22 protein-coding genes are annotated in these 17561 nt (G+C 46.1%); 14 read left to right on the top strand and 8 right to left on the bottom strand.

Annotated features, from left to right (window positions below):
* Nucleotides 1-169 (bottom strand): transposase (locus WG89_RS32375; RefSeq protein ID WP_062260605.1); only part of this gene is annotated, 169 nt, incomplete at its 3' end.
* 99 nt (nt 170-268) lie between these two features.
* On the opposite strand from WG89_RS32375, the gene WG89_RS26000 reads away from it, so the two are divergent.
* The 10 genes from WG89_RS26000 (at nt 269) to WG89_RS30720 (ending at nt 5495) form a co-directional block, all read left to right on the top strand.
* Nucleotides 269-532, top strand: coding sequence for a hypothetical protein (locus WG89_RS26000; RefSeq protein ID WP_153301835.1), 264 nt, complete (start codon nt 269-271; stop codon nt 530-532).
* 16 nt (nt 533-548) lie between these two features.
* Nucleotides 549-860, top strand: a complete 312-nt coding sequence (locus WG89_RS25995) for a DUF5992 family protein (protein ID WP_062270578.1) — start codon at nt 549-551, stop codon at nt 858-860.
* A 29-nt stretch (nt 861-889) separates the two neighbouring features.
* Nucleotides 890-1213 (top strand): hypothetical protein, encoded by a 324-nt coding sequence (locus WG89_RS25990; protein WP_153301834.1) that lies wholly within the window; start codon nt 890-892, stop codon nt 1211-1213.
* Between the two features lie 34 nt (nt 1214-1247).
* On the top strand, nt 1248-1583 hold the full coding sequence (locus WG89_RS25985) for a hypothetical protein (protein WP_062270576.1): 336 nt from the start codon (nt 1248-1250) through the stop codon (nt 1581-1583).
* A 77-nt stretch (nt 1584-1660) separates the two neighbouring features.
* Nucleotides 1661-1990, top strand: a complete 330-nt coding sequence (locus tag WG89_RS30730) for a hypothetical protein (RefSeq protein WP_153301833.1) — start codon at nt 1661-1663, stop codon at nt 1988-1990.
* Between the two features lie 49 nt (nt 1991-2039).
* The gene (locus WG89_RS30725) at nt 2040-2366 is read left to right on the top strand and encodes a hypothetical protein (protein WP_153301832.1); all 327 of its coding nucleotides are present in this window, start codon (nt 2040-2042) and stop codon (nt 2364-2366) included.
* A gap of 119 nt (nt 2367-2485) precedes the next feature.
* A complete protein-coding gene (locus WG89_RS25980) occupies nt 2486-2830 on the top strand; it encodes a hypothetical protein (RefSeq protein WP_062270575.1) in 345 nt (114 codons plus the stop codon).
* Between the two features lie 66 nt (nt 2831-2896).
* The gene (locus WG89_RS31390; protein WP_172806919.1) at nt 2897-3253 is read left to right on the top strand and encodes a hypothetical protein; all 357 of its coding nucleotides are present in this window, start codon (nt 2897-2899) and stop codon (nt 3251-3253) included.
* Between the two features lie 517 nt (nt 3254-3770).
* The gene (locus WG89_RS25975) at nt 3771-4775 is read left to right on the top strand and encodes a T3SS effector HopA1 family protein (RefSeq protein ID WP_062270574.1); all 1005 of its coding nucleotides are present in this window, start codon (nt 3771-3773) and stop codon (nt 4773-4775) included.
* A gap of 312 nt (nt 4776-5087) precedes the next feature.
* Complete coding sequence (locus WG89_RS30720; protein WP_153301830.1) at nt 5088-5495, top strand: T3SS effector HopA1 family protein; 408 nt, start codon at nt 5088-5090, stop codon at nt 5493-5495.
* Here the strand turns inward: WG89_RS30720 and parE are convergent.
* Nucleotides 5492-7381: a DNA topoisomerase IV subunit B gene (gene parE, locus WG89_RS25965; protein WP_062270572.1), complete on the bottom strand. Its 1890-nt coding sequence runs from the start codon at nt 7379-7381 to the stop codon at nt 5492-5494. The genes WG89_RS30720 and parE overlap by 4 nt on opposite strands.
* A 170-nt stretch (nt 7382-7551) precedes the next feature.
* On the opposite strand from parE, the gene WG89_RS25960 reads away from it, so the two are divergent.
* On the top strand, nt 7552-9039 hold the full coding sequence (locus WG89_RS25960) for an AMP-binding protein (RefSeq protein WP_062270571.1): 1488 nt from the start codon (nt 7552-7554) through the stop codon (nt 9037-9039).
* Between the two features lie 71 nt (nt 9040-9110).
* On the opposite strand, the gene WG89_RS25955 is transcribed toward WG89_RS25960, so the two are convergent.
* From WG89_RS25955 to focA, 4 genes are all read right to left on the bottom strand, one after another.
* Nucleotides 9111-10583: an MFS transporter gene (locus WG89_RS25955; protein WP_062270570.1), complete on the bottom strand. Its 1473-nt coding sequence runs from the start codon at nt 10581-10583 to the stop codon at nt 9111-9113.
* A gap of 239 nt (nt 10584-10822) precedes the next feature.
* On the bottom strand, nt 10823-11452 hold the full coding sequence (locus WG89_RS25950; protein WP_062270569.1) for a YqiA/YcfP family alpha/beta fold hydrolase: 630 nt from the start codon (nt 11450-11452) through the stop codon (nt 10823-10825).
* 54 nt (nt 11453-11506) lie between these two features.
* On the bottom strand, nt 11507-12070 hold the full coding sequence (locus tag WG89_RS25945; protein WP_062270568.1) for an LOG family protein: 564 nt from the start codon (nt 12068-12070) through the stop codon (nt 11507-11509).
* Nucleotides 12071-12217: 147 nt separating this feature from the next.
* Nucleotides 12218-13075 carry a formate transporter FocA gene (gene focA, locus WG89_RS25940; RefSeq protein ID WP_062270567.1) on the bottom strand — a complete coding sequence of 286 codons (858 nt, stop codon included), beginning with the start codon at nt 13073-13075 and terminating at the stop codon, nt 12218-12220.
* Nucleotides 13076-13478: 403 nt separating this feature from the next.
* Between focA and WG89_RS25935 the strand changes: the two genes are divergently transcribed.
* Both WG89_RS25935 and WG89_RS30715 read left to right on the top strand, forming a co-directional pair.
* On the top strand, nt 13479-14015 hold the full coding sequence (locus WG89_RS25935; RefSeq protein WP_172806918.1) for a hypothetical protein: 537 nt from the start codon (nt 13479-13481) through the stop codon (nt 14013-14015).
* Nucleotide 14016: 1 nt separating this feature from the next.
* The gene (locus tag WG89_RS30715) at nt 14017-14181 is read left to right on the top strand and encodes a hypothetical protein (RefSeq protein ID WP_153301829.1); all 165 of its coding nucleotides are present in this window, start codon (nt 14017-14019) and stop codon (nt 14179-14181) included.
* A 73-nt stretch (nt 14182-14254) separates the two neighbouring features.
* On the opposite strand, the gene WG89_RS25930 is transcribed toward WG89_RS30715, so the two are convergent.
* Together WG89_RS25930 and WG89_RS25925 are read right to left on the bottom strand one after the other, a co-directional pair.
* A complete protein-coding gene (locus WG89_RS25930; protein ID WP_062270580.1) occupies nt 14255-15721 on the bottom strand; it encodes a S41 family peptidase in 1467 nt (488 codons plus the stop codon).
* A 407-nt stretch (nt 15722-16128) separates the two neighbouring features.
* Nucleotides 16129-17265 carry a murein hydrolase activator EnvC family protein gene (locus tag WG89_RS25925; protein ID WP_062270565.1) on the bottom strand — a complete coding sequence of 379 codons (1137 nt, stop codon included), beginning with the start codon at nt 17263-17265 and terminating at the stop codon, nt 16129-16131.
* Nucleotides 17266-17439: 174 nt separating this feature from the next.
* Here WG89_RS25925 and WG89_RS29725 point away from each other — a divergent pair.
* Nucleotides 17440-17561, top strand: a 122-nt coding sequence (locus WG89_RS29725) for a transposase (RefSeq protein ID WP_172806660.1), incomplete at its 3' end; no start/stop codon positions are given.

The raw sequence follows: 17561 nt of genomic DNA, 5'->3' as shown, positions 1-17561 counted from the left end.
GAGGATAAGGAGGTCTTCCGTTGCCACGCTTAGGGTAATAGGGCTCGATTACGGCCTCTAAGCGTTTCCATGGAATCAGAACCTCCATTCTTTCAAGAAAAATTTCCCTACGAGTTCTGCGTCGCTTCTGGCTGAATTCACTGTCGGAAAAAGAGAGTTGTTGGTCCATGACTACCTCTGATCAAGCTGCTGAGATTATTATCTCATGATCAGGGACTTATTCGCAGGTTCCTTAATAGTGTCCAATTTTTTATTGTGTTTTTTCTCATTGTCTAGTTATGCAGAAGACACCAGTTATGCAAAACTGAGAGAAGTTAAAGCCTGGACAACCAAGATTGACCTTTATTATGAAAATAATCAGGAGCATCAATGTTTGGGTGGCTTGAAAACAAGGTACTTGATCAAACCGGATATGAGTAATCATATTTCACTGGTATACACAGCTTATGCAGCAGGTCATATAGTCTCGCTTTCATATTCTTGTGGTGACGACGGTTTCCCATGGGTGGTTGGTGTTCGTGTTAAGCAATAATAAAGTAGACTATTTTATGAAAAAATTATTCATTACAGCTTTGCTGTTATGTTCTCCTGTTTTGTCAGCTGGAACCCTTTTTCAATTTACAGGTAAAGTTACGATCGTTGAGTCCACGTATTTGCCTGGAAAAGTGACATTTCAAATGGATGCTGGTCACTCAGTTTGCCCTGCTGGTGCATGGTTAAAATGGCAGAAAGAGACCGAAAACAATAAAATGGTTTATTCAAGTTTAATGACTGCCTTAGTAAGTGATAAAAAAGTCAGGCTTTATATTGAAGAAGGTGACGATACCTGTACAGGAAGATATATCCATCTGGTTAAATAATTATATTGATCTTTAAAGGACTTATTGAAGTGATAGGGAAGAAAACTGTAAAAGTTCTGCCAGTCATTCTTGCACTGTCTATTTTTAGTGTGAAGGCTGAAATAAAAACGACTGATGATGCCGTTCCGGAAAACTTGCACGTCTATAATGCGTCTGGTGATGTTTATGTGGATCATTTAGTTGATGAGTGTCCTACAGGCCGTTATTATATAAATCGAAGCCACCCTGCTTTTGAAACAATTATTTCTATTCTGATCTCTGCTCAGATATCCGGAAAAGAAGTCAAACTCAGATATGATGAGTGTAGAAATAATGGCTCGCAGGGTAATGTGGTGGGTGTTTACCTTAATTAGATGTTCCTGGAATACTTTCAGATATTAATCAACGATGAATAAATTTATTTTACTGATATTGTTTTCTTTTATTTCAATAGAGTCTTATGCAAAAGGCGTGGCAGATAACTTTAAAGTATCGTCAGTGCGTATTGATAATACCGGCAAAGGGTATGTGGTTTTTGATAGAGATTTAGTGGCAGCACCTGCTGAATGTATCACGACTTATACAAATTCCTTGGCGTTCGATGCATCCGAAGCACCAGGGCAGGCTATTATGTCTCTCGCATTAGCAGCTAAAGCATCAGGTAGTCCAATAAAGGCTGTTGGTAGTGGAAACTGCTCAACTTATGGTGTCATGGAAGATTGGCTTTATGGCTTTATTAATTAATACTTTAAGTTTAGTTGTTCGAAAAATAAACAGTACTTGTATTTCTCCACATTCGTAAAACTACTTGGGTGTAATTAGTGAACCGTTCTATTTTATCTTTTTTAATTTTCTCTTTCTTTTCTTTTTCCTCGATAGCTAATGCTGAATGGACAGGCAGTTATAAGGTAAAGCATATTAAGGCGCAGACAAATGGTATCTATCTGGTCTTGGGTGATTTTAGAAATCAGAGTGAAAGCGTGAGTTGTAAGTATAATACGTTGTGGATGGATGATGTCGAGTCAGTCAATTATGAAGCTCGGCTTTCCGTACTGCTGACGGCTTTTACTACTGATATTCCTGTCAATATAAGTTACTACGAATGTCAGGGAGATCATATCAAGATATCTTCAGTATCTATGGAAAAATAAGAAGAATTTATTGCTACAGTTTGATTCGGTTTTTGACGGTTGATTATTGATGAGAAAAATTACATTAACAGTATTGTTGCTGGTGACTCAGTTAAGTTTTGCAGAAGGATTTCATTATTGTTCAGGAAAAATAACGGACATTGTCACCCGTGCCACATCAGAAGTAACCAAAGTCTCTATTGAGGGCATGACCGGCTGGGCATCGCTTGGTTATGGGGGCGATCAGTATAAAGAGATGCATGATAGACAATTCAGTATGTTGCTTTCAGCGTACATGGCAGGAAAGCCTGTCACTTTGGAGTTTTTAGATAGTTCGATGTCTTGTGACTCTAATCATGACTCTATGCAAATTCGTTATGTCCGCGTAAGGGGATAGAGTTTAAAGTATTGAATGTTTTTACTATTTGGATATGAAGTGAAAAGAAAATACTTTTTCTAGAAAATATTATAAGTTTTCTAGTTGTTAGTTTTCTAGATAAATGAGAAGGGACTGTGATGAGAAATTACTTTTTAGCTGTTTTGGTGTTGGTTTCAGTTTGTGTAAAAGCTGAAGCTCCTCCAGGCCAATGGGTGACCTTGAGCCTGGATCAGATCGAATTAACACCAGCTTCAGGTTGGTTTACAGGAGAGGGTGTTTGGTTTGCGAGTGACACCCCCTATGAATCAAGCTTTGACTGTACTAAAAGTCGATATGTTGTAATTAAAGACAAAGTCTTTGCGGATAGGGCTTTGTCATTGGCTCTTTATGCGAAAAGCATGAATCTCAAACTTAGAGCTTATGTTGTAGGTTGCGATAGCTTGGGGCATCTGGAAGGTCGATCTGTTATGCTTATAAATTAGATAAGTGTTTTAGTGGATTAAGAAAATTCTAATTACAAGCTCTTTATAAATAAACAGGGTAAGATTTTGAAGAAGTATTTATTTATTATATCCATTCTTATTTCTGAAGCGGTGCTGTCAGCAGAAAGTTGGGTCAGTAGTAGGGAAATATTAAACATGTCTGTCAGAACAAGAGATTCAGGTGTTGTCTTATTTCAAGTAAGCGGTTCACTAGAAGGTACATGCGAGCACTACGGAGACCGGCTTAAGCTTTCACTGGCTAACGATGCTGGCCGTGCCATATATTCTGCACTCTTATCTGCAAAGATTGCTAATAAGCCAGTTAACCTAAATTATACGAATTCTTCGACACCTGGAACTAACCATACAAATGGCTGTGCACCAGCCACAATGGCGGAAATCTGGCAAGTACAACTACCTTGATATAAAGAGTTCTTGAATTATCACTATGCTTTTGTAGCTGGCCAGACTCCATCATTTCTACCAGTCTTTGATTGGGTGCCAGTTTTTCTAGGGCTAAGGTTGAGAGTGAACGGTATTGGTTCCAGCCAGTTTTATTCTCAATGATTAAAAAATCATACGAGCAAGACAAGTCGGATAAGGTTCTACTTGTCTATTATATTTCCATTAAAGTGGTACCGGCCGAGGGTTGTCAGCCCACTCATGAACAAACCAGGCTGAAAGAGCTTGTTTGATGATCGAGTCCCAGCTTCTGGGTTAGCTCTTCCACATTCTCCGCCAAGGGATGGGGCTCGTGAGCAGTAGATGCTTTTGTTTCTGACTGAGATATATCTCCTCTCCTGTGAAGGTTTCAAAATCAATGCTTATTTAATTGAAAAATAGTGATTAAGAATGATTAAGTCGATTCGATAGGAATGAACTTTTTCTGGAATCCTCACTCTAATACTGGTTAGGGAAGTAGTATCAGAGTGGTACAGCTATGGAAAGCGTGTCAGCACAGGTGCCTATGCAGTTCAGAGAGAGCCGTTCGCCAGAACTGAGCGCTCCATCTTCTCCCGTTGTCTTTATTCAGGGAAAGAGTCACTTTGATCATTTGCCCGCAGGGTTTGAGCAGGCCACTGAAGTTTCAGATCGTGAAGTAAGACCTCTTTTATGTAGTCCTGAGAAAAAAGCTTTTCTGCAATGGGCTACAGATTGTTTTGAATATATTCTTCAGCAAGAGCCTGATGCCTCACCAGAGAGGTTGTTGAGTATCGTTGAAAGTCATTATCGTAGCCACCATCCCGAAATAACAGTTCCTCCTCTTACCCGAGAACAAGTAAGTGACTTGATTGATGCTCTTATCGGGCAGGCAGAAAAGCATGGCTTGAAAACCTGGGTCAATGGCCATGACTCTCTAAGTTCTTTCAAGGAAAGCTTGATTGATTCTGAAGACGAAGTACCCGATAAGCAACTGCATTTATCACGCTTCCAGTCGAAGAGTCATAACAAAAAGTGCCGATTAACGTTGAATGTATTACCCTCCAGGGTGGTTGAAGTTGTGTGCTTATTGACTGAGTTAATGGGCCAGCCAGAATGGGAAAACATTATTCATTCGTTCAAGCTTCAGAAGCTGAAGCATTTAGGCAAGCTGACAGATACTTTGATTATATATTTAGCGTTTGATCGGGAAGCATGCAATGAGTTGATCAGAAAGTTGGCTGACTCCATTCCACAAGAAGTCAGGGTTGAACATACCCCGTTCGGTATGGAAAGACGATCCTGTGGTATCAGTTACTGTGAATCAGTCATCACAGTAAAAGACGATGGCAGTTTTGGTTATTCAAGAGGAAGGCTGATCGTTAAAGCGATTGAAAAGTGCCTCAAGAATCAGAGCATAGATTTCCACAGGGAGCTTGAAAATCAGCTGTTCATGGCAGGCTATGCACCGGAAAATCCGGCCAGAGCGGCTGAAATGGGAAAAACGCTGGAAGGTTTAACCTAGTTTATCAGAAAGATTTTACCGGCTCACGCCGTTCAGGATCATAAGCTTCTTTGCCAATCCTTTTTTGTTCACAGTCTCTATCGTCCTTCATTGAGTGATGAGCAGAAAGCCACCTATGAAGCAGCCGTTGACGAATGGGTAAGATATTCTGATCAGGAAATTGAACAGGATACTTATATGGCATTAGATTGGGAGGAGCGGTTAAGAGCACTACGAGCTTTCCCTCGTCTACCAGTCCCTGCACAAACTCAAAGTGCTTATATTCAGCTTTCAATCTGTTTGGCGCCAGATTTTATTCATGAGGCTCCATCTATGCTGAGTGAGCTACAGGAGAAACTAAGGCTTAATGGAATCCCGGCTTTTTATGACTTGTACACTGCAGGTTTCGTAGAAAAATTTGGGTGTACGGCTCATTTGTATATCCCAGCCCCAATAACTGACGTAATGACCTATGCAGAAGAAATCCATAAGGACTGGGGACGTGCTCTTTTGATAGAAAGTGATCTGCCTGCACGCAAAAAAATAGCGGATGGATTGTTTTATGGTGAAGTTCGAAATGCCAAAGAAAGCTTTTCAAAATCTCGTGGAGATGCAGTGCATGCTGCAATATTGAAGTCTGAAACAGAGGGTTATCTGGCAGAGCGATTGGAAGAAAGCTTCCGGGAAGCGGGGGTTGATCCTCGCTTCCCGGAGAGGTTGATAAATGAAACTCTGACTTAAGAGATTTCCACCAGATCCCCTTTAGCCTCAAGCCAGCTTTTACGATCGCCAGCCCGCTTCTTGGCCAGCAGCATATCCATATCTTCCCGGGTCATCTCGAAGTCTTCCAGTGTCAGCTGTACCAAACGACGAGTGTCGGCAGACATGGTGGTTTCACGGAGCTGGAGCGGGTTCATCTCACCCAGACCCTTGAAGCGCTGCACGTTGACTTTGCCGCGTTTCTTTTCTGCCTTGATCCGTTCCAATACGCCTTCTTTCTCTGCTTCATCCAGTGCATAGAATACTTCTTTGGCGACATCGATTCGGTACAGAGGAGGCATGGCTACATAGATATGTCCCTGTTCCACCAGAGGTCGGAAGTGTTGCACGAACAATGCGCAGAGTAGAGTGGCAATGTGCAGACCGTCGGAGTCAGCATCGGCCAGGATACAGATTTTTCCGTAACGCAGTCCGTCGATTTTTTCTGAACCCGGGTCAACACCCAGAGCGACTGAGATATCGTGAATTTCACGGGAAGCCAGAACTTCACTGGAGTCCACTTCCCAGGTGTTCAGGATTTTACCGCGAAGGGGCAGAATGGCCTGGTACTCTCTATCCCGTGCCTGTTTTGCAGAGCCGCCTGCAGAGTCACCCTCTACCAGGAACAACTCGGTGTAGTTCAGGTCCTGGCTGGAGCAGTCGGCCAGTTTTCCGGGAAGTGCTGGTCCTTGAGTGACTTTTTTACGGGCTACTTTTTTAGATTTGCGCATCCGCTTCTGGGCGTTATTGATGCACAGCTCTGCCAGCTGTTCACCTTCTGCGTGATGCTGGTTCAGCCAGAGGCTAAAGGCATCTTTGGCTACGCCCGAAACAAAGGCTGCACATTCTCTGGAAGACAAACGTTCTTTGGTCTGCCCGGAGAATTGTGGATCAGCCAGCTTGGCCGAGAGTACGTAAGAACAGTTTTCCCAGATGTCATCGGGACCCAGCTTTACGCCTCTGGGGAGAAGGTTACGGAATTCACAGAATTCACGGATTGCTTCCAGTAAACCGGTTCTTAAACCATTGACGTGTGTTCCGCCCAGTGGGGTAGGGATCAGGTTGACGTAACTTTCAGTCAGCAGTTCGCCACCTTCTGGCAGCCATTGCACTGCCCAGTCCACGGCTTCCTTTTCTCCCTGCAGGGAACCGGTGAAAGGTTCTTGAGGAAGCGTTTCATATTCACGGGTGGAGCCTTTCAGGTAATCGGTCAGGCCATCTTCATAGTACCACTCGTCTGTGTCACCGGTGTGATGATCGACAAACTCGATTTTAAGACCGGGGCAGAGAACGGCTTTGGCACGCAGAACATGCTTGAGTTTGGTTACTGAAAATTTGGGGGAGTCAAAGTAACTGGCATCGGGCCAGAAGCGAACAGTTGTGCCTGTATTCCTGCGACCACAGGTGTCGATTTCGTGCAGGTCCTTGTCCTTGTGACCATCCTTGAAGGTGATCAGGGACACTTTGGCATCACGTCGAACAGTTACTTCCAGGCATGTGGACAGTGCGTTTACTACAGAAACACCTACCCCGTGCAGACCACCGGAGAACTGATAGTTCTTGTTGGAGAATTTACCACCGGCATGAAGACGGGTCAGGATCAGCTCGATCCCGGAAATACCGTGCTCCGGATGGATGTCAGTGGGCATTCCCCGACCGTCATCAACCACTTCCAGCGAGTTATCCTTGTGAAGGACGACCTTTATTTTGCTGGCAAAGCCGGCCAGAGCCTCGTCGACACTGTTGTCGATAATTTCCTGGGCCAGATGATTGGGACGGGTGGTGTCTGTGTACATGCCCGGACGTTTGCGAACCGGGTCCAGGCCACTGAGTACCTCAATGGCTTCCGCTGTATAGTCGTTACGCATGAAATCCTTGCTGGGTCTGATTGCGCGTTAACTCATAAGTGTACCTAAACCCTTGGCGTTAGTCAGTGTCGATAATCATCGGGTAAATATTCAAACTGCTGACTATACTTTCGTCCACTTTCCATAAAGCTGGTTGGCACTATACAACCACATTGACGTTGGAGTGCTGTATGCCTTTTCTGTCACAGCTGGTTGGGCATCCTGCTGAGCGAGTGGCTGTTATTGATGAAGAAGGGGAGCATACTTACCGCTCTTTGCTGGAAGAAGCGAGGGTTCTGGCCAGTGTGCTGAAGTCTCACGGGATTGAAGGGCAGTTTGTGGCCTTCCTGACAGGGCGTGAGTCTTCTTTTGTGGTAGCACTGCTGGCCATCTGGCTTGCGGATGGTATTGCTGTTCCACTTGATCCATTAATGCCTCTGCCTGAGTGGGAATGGCGAATCAAGGATCTGGAGGTTGAGTACCTGGTATTTTCACCCGGTCGTCAGGCTGAAGCCAGCTACCTGAGCCAGAGGTCCGGAACCGTCATGATTCAGTCTTCGGGCTATGAGGCTGAACCTATCCCTTTACGTCAGGTCGACCCGGAACAGAAAGCATTGGTTTTGTACACCAGTGGTACCAGTCGGTGCCCACGAGGTGTAGTGCATACTTTCAGTTCTATCGAAGCTCAGGTTCGGACACTGTGTGCAGCCTGGAACTGGCAACCTCAGGATCGCCTGCTTCATGTTTTGCCGCTTTCTCATATCCATGGTCTGGTTTGTGGTTTGTTATGCACCTTAGCGGCGGGTGCGAGCTGTAAGCTGCTCTCATCATTCAAAACAGAAAAAGTCTGGGAGCATCTGGCTGATGGCTCTTTTACATTGCTGACAGCGGTTCCAACGATATACAAATATCTGGTTGAGTCCTGGAATAAAGCTTCTCCGGAAGATAAGCAGCGGTGGCAAAAAGGTGCTGCTGGGCTTCGGTTAGCTATTGTAGGTTCATCTTCATTACCGCCTTCCATTCATAAAGAGTGGCGTAAAATATCCGGGCAACCTTTGCTGACCCGTTATGGGATGACGGAAGTCGGTATGGTGCTATCTCAGGAACCCGATGGCGAACGTTTATCGGAATATGTTGGGAAGCCCTTGCCGGGTGTGAGTGTTCGTCTCGTGGATGAATCCGGTAAAGAGGCTGAAAGCATGGGCGAAATGGAGGTTCGCAGTCCCCAAATGTTCAGCGGTTACCATGGCAAGGAAGATCTGACCCAGAAAGCCTTTCGTCATGGCTGGTATCGTACCGGTGATATCGCTGCTTTTGAGCATGACCAATACCGGCTATTAGGAAGACGGAGTATCGATATTATTCGCTCCGGAGGCTATCGGGTTTCAGCATTGGAAGTGGAAGCTTTACTGGATGCTCATCCGGGGGTCAGTGAATGTGCTGTGCTGGGCACTCCCTGTGAACGTTTAGGGGAAGCCGTTTGTGCATGCATTGTGCCCGCATCAAGGCATGTTGATCTGGACGAGATACGTCAATGGATGCGTACGCAATTAGCTACTTATAAACTGCCCACGCATATGGAAATTCTGGACCAGCTCCCCAAAACAGCTTTGGGTAAAATTGATAAGCAGTCTCTTAAACGTGACTTGAGCCTGTCAAACTCCTCCAGGGCTTCCTGAAGAAGCCCAATATCACGACCCTTCGACAAGCTCAGGGTGAACGGAGTATGTATGATTAATACTTGGCTGCACTAGTCACCGGAAGCCTTTTTCCTGTTCATAAGAATAAGTGCTGGCGTAAACATCATCCTGATGGCTTCGCTGAAGGAAGACCTTTTTTGATCCGAAGAAATAGGGATCGTAATGGGCTGAGGTGATGAAGGACTGAACTCGAAGGTAGGAGTCGGATGCCGGTTTTCCCACAGCCAGAGCAGCAATAAAAGCAGTAATGCCAGAAAGCTGGCGCCAGCCAACAGCTGGAAGCAGGCATCCCACCCATAAAGATCGAGCACTTTGCCCAACAGCAGGTTGGCCGAAGTAGCACCGAATATATAGCCAAACAATCCACAGAAACCGGCAGCCGTAGCTGCAAAGGGCAAGGGCACCAAGTCAATAATATGAACGTGTACCAGCATGACAGGGCCGTAAATTAAAAAGCCCGTTGATATCAGTGAGAGCACTGCATAAGTGGTATCTCCCGGAGGGGAGTGCCAGTAAGCAATGACAGAGATAAGCACCAGAGCCATAAATAGAGCGTTCATGGGGGCTCGTTTTCCCTTGAAGTGCTTATCACTCATATAGCCACAAATTAAAGTTCCGGGGATTGCCGCGTATTCAAAGGCGAAAAATGCCCAGCTGGAAGCGTTAAAGCTGAACCCTTTGGTTTCAGTGAGGTAAACCGGTGCCCAGTCAATGATGCCATAACGAATAAAATAGGTGCAGGCATTGACCACAGCCAATATCCATAGGGGCGGCATTTTCAGACAATGCTGACCAAATAACTGCAGGGTGCGCAGGAAGGAAGTTTTGTGTTGTTCTATTTCCAGTTCCGCAGTCAATTCCGGTGAGGGTGAGGGGAGAGAGCATTGGGAAGGACGGTCTCTTAAAAGCAGGTACCCCACCACGGCAATAATGATGGCAATAAAAGCCGGGAAATACAGTTTGCTTTGCCAGGTGCCAAAGCATGTTACGGCGAGAATCGCTATGGGCCCCAGCAAACCACAGCCGACATTGTGCGACAGGTTCCAAATACTCATGGCGGTGCCGCGTTCCTGTCTGACGAACCAGTGAGCAATGAGTTTGGCGCTGCAAGGCCAGCCAGATCCCTGAATACAACCATTCAGCCCCAGGGTAATGACCATAACGATGAGCGGGAACTGAAGAATGGGAGAGAAGCCAAGGAACAGGGAAAGCATTGCCGATCCTAACAGGCATACCGGCATCAATTTACGTACGTCTATTCGATCGGCCAGATACCCCATGGCCAGATTACTGATGCCATAACTGACGGCCAATGCCGAGAGTGCCATACCTAATTCTGACTTGCTGTATCCTTCCGCGATAAGGTCTGGCATGACCATGACAAAGTTTTTGCGGACCAGATAATAGGCTGCATAGGATAGAAAGGCTCCCGTCAGAATCTGTAATCTCAATCTTGAATAACGTTCATGTTGTTCTCGCGAGTAACCGTCGGGGACAACAGAGCATTTAAAGAAAGATCGCATGAAGAGTTTCCATGTACTGCGTAAAAGAGAAGTGGAGTTCGTCAGTTGAGATCTATAGTTAGAGAACAGGTGTCACTGGCGGTTGAACGGAGAATTCTTTTATCGCAATGGATAGGAAAAGAGTATTTCTGTCGCTCATTGTTTTGGGCTCAAAATCAACTTAGAACATAATGTAGCACTGTTCAGAAAAAACGCCGGTCGAATTAAAGCCTTATTACAGAACCTTTTAAAAGATGTGCTTACAGCATGATGCGATCTATTGACCGACCGGACAGAAACTGAAAAACCATGGGCAATGTGCGGTCATAATGTTCAAAGGCGTGATTACCTCCTTCCTGAATCAGCATTTCTGATCCCGAATACTTTTCCACTGCTTTTCGGTAATCGAGCACTTCGTCTCCAGTCTGAACCAAAAGAAATATTTCTTCTGGCTGTCTTAGAGTGGCTATGTCGAGCGTTTTCAATTGCTCCACGTGATCGGGTGTCAGTTCCCACTCTTCATCTGTGTATTCATTGACCTGGGGGCCAAGGTATTCAGTAAAGCCTTCATAAGGTCGTACCGCAGGGTTAATTAACACGAGGCGGGTAGTATATTCCGGGTGAAGGGCATGGATTTGGGCTCGCAGCCAGGTGCCTATGTAGCCACCCAGTGAACTGCCAATAATATAAATGTGTCGGCAGGTTCTCTCTCGTAGTAGCCTCTCTTTTAATAATGCTTTTACAGCGCCTGGCTCATTGGGGAGTTTTGGAACCCAGGGCTCTATATCAATACGGTTTTGATCAAGGTACTTGAGCGTTTGTTGAGCTTTTACGGAAGCAGGAGCACTGTTAAAACCATGAAGGTAGATGAGCAATGGCTTTTTGGTCATAGTGTCTCCAATTAAAATAAAAAATAATTATTCGGTGGTGTCTTGAAAGGATTTTCAATTTCGGGGTGAAAAGGATAGTCCTCTTGAAATGATTTTATCTACCAGTGTCTCAGGGTGCCTTTCAATAATCAGGTGATTATACAGGTGGGCAGGTAGAAAACCTTCTGAATGGGTATGCTTCAGAAAAGTCATCAGGTGATTGTAATAATCCCGGGTGTTCAACAAAGCGATTGGTTTGTTCTGGTGGCCTATGTGATTTAATGCCATTTCTTCGGAAAGCTCATCCAATGTACCAATGCCGCCAGGTAAAACAACAAAACCATCAGCCAGTTCGGTTAACTTGATTTTTCTTTCCATCATATTGCTGACTTGATGTAGTTCGGTTAACTGCTCATGGGCCAGTTCTTTTTCAATCAGAATCTCAGGGATCACGCCGATGACTTTACCACCCCGTTCCAGTGCCCGGTTGGCTATGGCTCCCATCAGGCCAATATTACCCCCGCCATAAATCAGAGTGATGCCTCTTTTTACCAGCTCTTCTGTAACACGAAGGGCATCGTTTAAATAGTCGTCATGTTCTCCCGGACGGGAGCCGCAAAACACGGTGATGGATTTCATGGCGGTAGATTCCTAAAGTGTCAGGTTTATCATTTGCCTGAGTTGCAGTGAGTATATCCAGCAGCAGGTCTGAACAGCAACAGAAGGGAAGAGGTAGAGGCTGGTTTTAGGGAGCCAGCCTCTTGAGAGTAGAGTGATCGCAGTGAATCAGTCACGCTCACGAAGGTGAACAAACCAGTTGCTCAGACCCACCATGACGCCTCCACCGATGATGTTGCCAATGGTGGCTGGGATCAGGTTCATTACAACCATGTTGAACAGGTTGATGTTGTTGAAATAATCAGCACTGTAACCGGTCGCTTCCCAGAATTCCGGGCTGGCAATGCTCTTGATCAGCCAGCCCATGGGCAGCAGGAACATGTTGGCCACGGAGTGTTCAAAACCTGCAGCCAGGAAGGCTGCAACAGGCAACATGCAGGCAAACATTTTGCCAGCAGCAGAACGGGCGCTCAGGGTCATCCAGTAAGTCAGGCAGACAACGAGGTTACAGAGAATACCCAGTAATAAAGCCTGAATGAAATTGTGGCCCATTTTGGCATTGGCAATGTACATATAGTTGATCCCCACATCACCATGAGCCCCCTGATATTGACCTACGGCCATCAGCATGGCGACCATGAAGAAGGAACCGGCCATGTTGCCGAAGTAAACCAGAGTCCAGTTCTTGGTGATCTGACCAATCTTGAGGCGACGAGTAGCCTTTCCCATCAGCAATAAGGTGTTACTGGTAAACAGTTCGGCACCACACAGTACCACCATCATCAAACCCATACTGAAACTCAGTCCGCCAATGAGCTTGGCCATGCCGTAGGGCAGACCTTCAGCACCGGTGGTGACGATGGTATAAAACATACCTGCCAGAGAGATAAAAATACCGGCCAGAACGGCCAGGACAAAAGTGACTTCGGGGTGTTTCTTGGTTTTACCTACAGCAGCTTCTTCTGCCAGTCGGGCAATTTCAGAAGGTGGCACGCAGCCAAATTGAGGCGCATTGTCGGTTTGCATATCAGGGTCCAGAAGGGAAGGAAATGCCAAACAAAAGAGTCATGGGTGACAGCGTATAATGTGAGTCACCCTTGGCGATGAGAATTTTTCATACTAAGTAGCTAGTTTATCAATACAGTAGCCGGACGATCAGAAGGAAATTTCGTGAACTCTCTTCAGGATTTACTCACAGAATAGTTGACTTGCTTCGGGTTTTCCGGAGACGATAAGAGAGAGCTTCTGATAGAAAGCCAATAGTCCGTATTTTCATTTTCTGTTTTCATATTTTCTGGCTATATATCACGGGTGACTGAAGTAAGCAGGGTATGGATGTCTGCTGGACCTTAAGCCAACCTGAAGGTGAGGCTTAAAGTGCGTCCTCAGGCCACCCTTGTACCGAATCATGATTCCCGGAGACTGGATAATGAACGGCCGTTCTCTAACCTTCGCAGTCTGCATGATAATTGCTACCTCCGTTCTGGCGGATGACCCGGATTTTATTCCGGTTGAAACCGGTGGGGAGGTTTTGAGTGCTGAACAGGAGACCAGCAGTCATTCCTTTGGTCTTAGAGCCTACACAATCAACAGTACCGATCTTTCTGCACCTGATACTCACAATACCGCTCAGCAAAAAGGGCTGGTGGTCGACTATTACCCTTTTGAAAGTGGCTTTCGGGTTTCTGCAGGCACCTTTACCGGTGAAGCCAAGAAGCTGGGGAAGGCCTATTTCTCGGGTGAAGGTCGGGCTTATGTCGGAGTGGGGTGGAAGAAATTGTTGGATGATGCCAAGCGGGTAGATATCAGTGTGGATGTGGGTACCTTTCTGGATATTGAGAAAGCAGGAGCAGATGCATCAGAGTCGGGTGCATTGAAATCCAGCGCTAACACTGTTCTGCAAAGAAATAAACTTGACAGTAAAGAGCAGCCTGTCATCAGTCTTGGGATTGAATTCAGGTTCTGAAATGCGTCGAATTTATCTGACTTTCTGTTTTATTTGCATGATTGTTGCTTTGATTGCAGCACTCTACGGCTATTACATTATTATTCGTATGCCAGGTACTGAGCTGGGTATTATGGAGTTCCTACAGAAAGTAATACTGAAGGTAGCTCGATTTATTATTGGTTGACTCAGTAGACAGGCTTCTATAAAAACGCCCGGAATGATCCGGGCGTTTTTATGTCTGAAGACTTTATCAAGGGCTATAAAGTGGTAGCGGCCTTCAAGGCTTCCTTGGGTTCTTCAGCAATAGCCGTAGGTTTCTTCTTGTCCTGGGTGGCATTGATATGCATGCCTTTCAGAACGTTGAGTGCCTGGCTTAGCTGATAATCCTGTTCGGCCAGGGATTCGGCTTCATCCTTTTTGCCTTTCTCCTGTTTGCCTTTTTCAGCCTGCTTGTTGCCGTTGCTCAGGTGACCCTGAAGATCGGCTTCTTTATAGCCGGAAACACTTTCTACCGGAGTCACCTTGGCTCTTGGAACCACTATATCGGGCTTGATGCCTTCAGCCTGAATTGAGCGGCCGTTAGGGGTGTAATAAAGTGCAGTGGTCAGCTTCAGACCTTTCTCATTATCAATACTGAGTGGCAGTACGGTCTGAACGGAGCCTTTACCAAATGACTCTGTACCGACGAGTACGGCACGGTGATGATCCTGCAGTGCTCCTGCAACAATTTCAGAGGCTGATGCCGAACCGCCATTGATCAGAACCACCAAGGGAATGCCTTCCGAGGGATCTTCTTCATCGGCCTTGAAGCTGAGGTGGGAATTAGGAATGCGCCCTTTGGTGTAAACAATCAAACCTTCCTTGATAAAGGCATCTACCACACCAACCGCTGCCTGAAGGACGCCGCCGGGGTTGTTGCGCAGATCAAGAACCAGTCCGTTCAACTTTCCGTTTTGGGACTTCTTGAGTTTGTTCAGGTGTTCAACCACTTCCTTGTCGGAATCTGACTGGAACTGGCTCATGCGAATGTAGCCATAACCGTCTTCCAGAACTCTGGATTTCACACTCTGGACTTTGATGATGTCCCGCTTAACCACCAGATCAAGAGGTTTGGGCGAGCCTTCCCGGACAATCGTCAACTTGATAGGATCTCCGGGTTTACCTCGCATTTTATCCACGGATTCCATCAACGACATGCCTTTAACAGACGCATCGTCGAGCTTGATGATCAGGTCGCCCGGTTGAATGCCGGCTTTCTGGGCGGGAGTGTCGTCAATAGGTGCGATGACTTTGATAAATCCATCTTCCATACCGACTTCAATGCCCAAACCACCAAACTTGCCTGATGTATTAATTTCCAGTTCTTTGAAATCGTCTGGCTTGAGGTAAGCTGAATGAGGGTCGAGTCCTGTCAGCATGCCCTGAATAGCGTTATCCAGCAGTGTCTTGTCGTCGATGTCTTCCACGTAGGCGCTTTTGATGCGCTGCATGACTTCTGTGAAAGTCCGTAACTCTTCCAGGGGAAGCTTACCTTTCTTTTCTTCCTCTGTTGCCTTGGCTTCTGCAGCGGGCTTGGCCGATTCAGTGGCTACCGGAGCAGGCTTTTCTTCCTGATCAACAGGTGCCGACCAGCCTTGCAGGGCATATCCGGTTGCCAGAGCCAGTACCGCAGCTTTTACCCATTGAGGGAGTGGCTGCCGGGAAGTGGGAAAGGTTGTTGTCATGAAAGCTCCTGCACAATTGTTCCGAAAAGCAGTGTTGCGAAAAGTCGTTTGCCTGATCAATCTTATGATCGCTGGGGCAAACTGTTTTTCTTCCGCTTTGGGCATTAGGTTCGCTCTTATAAAGAGTTGAAGTATAGGCGGCTTTCTTTAACAGACTGCCTTATTCCCTTGTCTGTCACCGCTTTTAGCTCACTTGAAAGGCTCAGCGATAAAACATCTGATGCTTTCTGCTTTATCGGTTCACCCATTGTTTTCTGCAATGATTTCTCGGTCCTACTTCTAGCCCGGAAATTTCATAAAGTGTCGAGCTTCTCGCTCTGCTATTTTTTCGTACACATCAAAAAACGAACATTCCAGTATGTCTGCGGCCTTGAACCTGTTGAAAGCGACTTTATGAATTTTCCGGGCTAGGAGCTTGTCAGCCAGGGAACCGGGTTTTGGGGTTTGCCATTGTGCCGGATTTCCAGATAGACACCGGGTTCGGTCTGTCCACCGGACTGGCCGCTGAGTGCCAGTGCTTCACCGGCAAGAATGGCTTCGCCTTCTTTCTTAAGTAGCCATTGATTGTGGGCATACAGGGACAGATAGTTGTTGCCATGATCCACAATAATGAGCTGGCCATACCCTCTTAACCAGTCGGAAAATATGACGGTGCCATCATGTATGGCAGTGACTTTTGTGCCTGTTGCCACCGATATGAGAATACCTTGCCATCGAATTCGTGTGTCAGGTCTTTGCTGGTTAAAGCCATAAAGAATTTGTCCATCCACGGGCCAGGGTAATCGTCCTTTGGCTTTTTGAATATTGGTATTGGCTGGTTTTCTGGAAGCCAGTTGAGCCAATACTTCTTCAAGCTGTTTCTTTTGCTGATTCAGTGCGTCCAGTTCCCGGTCATTGCTCTGAAACTGTCGATTGATACGAGAGATCAGTTTTTTTCGGTCGCTTCTTGATTCAAGCAGTTGCTCTTTCTTTTCGGCAAGATTTGCCTGCTGGTCTTCCAGTCGGTCATTGACTGCTTGCTGCTGATCCTTGTTTTCAGCAATTTCAGTCAGGGTGCTTTCGAAGGCTTGAATCGCCTCAAGCTGTGCCTTTTGAAGGTGCTTCAGATAGGTCAGGTGTCTGGATACTTCTTCCGGACTTTCCTGGTTTAATAAAAGCTTCAGCCGGTTATCCCGGCTGGCAAGGTAAACGGAACGTACACTGTTGGCGATGCGATCTTTTTCTTTATTTTTCTGCGCCGTCAGAGCCTGCTGACGGCTTTGGAGCTTTTTTATTTCGTTTTTCCCTTTGTTGAGCTCCTGTTCGATTTTACGAATGGAGTTCTGCAGCTGGCTCATTTCTGTTTCGGTGGATTGCAGCTGGTTTTCAGCGGATGAGCGCTCCTTGTTCAGCTTGTCCAGTAGTTTTCTAAGATGTTCAATATCTCCGTTAATCGCCTCCAGCTGGGACTGGGGGGATTCTTTCTCGGCAGATTCTGCGTGACCCACATTGTTAAACAGGGTCAGGGTTACGGCGAACATCAGGTTTGCAGCCGTGATTCTCATACTCAAACGTCACTGATCTTTTTTGTTGGTATTTCAGTATGCCCTGATTAGTGCATCGTGAAAACCCACGTCCTATGGACGTGGTCATGAATGGTTGGCTTCGCCTGCCATGAACTACCCATGCTACTCCTTATCTCTGAGTTGTCCCCACAACTACTAGAGATAGGAAGTAACATGAGTAGATTTGAAAAGTTAACGCATGTCATTTGGCATTGCCAATATCATATAGTTTGGGTGCCAAAATACAGGTTTCGAGTCCTGACCGGGGCAGTGAAAGCCGAGGTTTATAACAGCAT

This window comes from Endozoicomonas arenosclerae (genome assembly GCF_001562015.1).
Taxonomy (GTDB): domain Bacteria; phylum Pseudomonadota; class Gammaproteobacteria; order Pseudomonadales; family Endozoicomonadaceae; genus Endozoicomonas_A; species Endozoicomonas_A arenosclerae.
The sequence above is the reverse complement of the archived record's forward strand: the minus strand, read 5'-3'. Positions and strand labels throughout refer to the sequence as shown.

Coding starts and splice junctions, on each gene's coding strand:
- WG89_RS30715 (WP_153301829.1), top strand. CDS start 14,017: ATGCGTCGAATTTATCTGACTTTCTGTTTTATTTGCATGATTGTTGCT.
- WG89_RS30720 (WP_153301830.1), top strand. CDS start 5,088: ATGCTGAGTGAGCTACAGGAGAAACTAAGGCTTAATGGAATCCCGGCT.
- WG89_RS25985 (WP_062270576.1), top strand. CDS start 1,248: ATGAATAAATTTATTTTACTGATATTGTTTTCTTTTATTTCAATAGAG.
- WG89_RS25960 (WP_062270571.1), top strand. CDS start 7,552: ATGCCTTTTCTGTCACAGCTGGTTGGGCATCCTGCTGAGCGAGTGGCT.
- focA (WP_062270567.1), bottom strand. CDS start 13,075: ATGCAAACCGACAATGCGCCTCAATTTGGCTGCGTGCCACCTTCTGAA.
- WG89_RS30725 (WP_153301832.1), top strand. CDS start 2,040: ATGAGAAAAATTACATTAACAGTATTGTTGCTGGTGACTCAGTTAAGT.
- WG89_RS25980 (WP_062270575.1), top strand. CDS start 2,486: ATGAGAAATTACTTTTTAGCTGTTTTGGTGTTGGTTTCAGTTTGTGTA.
- WG89_RS25935 (WP_172806918.1), top strand. CDS start 13,479: ATGAACGGCCGTTCTCTAACCTTCGCAGTCTGCATGATAATTGCTACC.
- WG89_RS25945 (WP_062270568.1), bottom strand. CDS start 12,070: ATGAAATCCATCACCGTGTTTTGCGGCTCCCGTCCGGGAGAACATGAC.
- WG89_RS25930 (WP_062270580.1), bottom strand. CDS start 15,721: ATGACAACAACCTTTCCCACTTCCCGGCAGCCACTCCCTCAATGGGTA.
- WG89_RS25955 (WP_062270570.1), bottom strand. CDS start 10,583: ATGCGATCTTTCTTTAAATGCTCTGTTGTCCCCGACGGTTACTCGCGA.
- WG89_RS25950 (WP_062270569.1), bottom strand. CDS start 11,452: ATGACCAAAAAGCCATTGCTCATCTACCTTCATGGTTTTAACAGTGCT.
- parE (WP_062270572.1), bottom strand. CDS start 7,381: ATGCGTAACGACTATACAGCGGAAGCCATTGAGGTACTCAGTGGCCTG.
- WG89_RS25975 (WP_062270574.1), top strand. CDS start 3,771: ATGGAAAGCGTGTCAGCACAGGTGCCTATGCAGTTCAGAGAGAGCCGT.
- WG89_RS25925 (WP_062270565.1), bottom strand. CDS start 17,265: ATGAGAATCACGGCTGCAAACCTGATGTTCGCCGTAACCCTGACCCTG.
- WG89_RS25995 (WP_062270578.1), top strand. CDS start 549: ATGAAAAAATTATTCATTACAGCTTTGCTGTTATGTTCTCCTGTTTTG.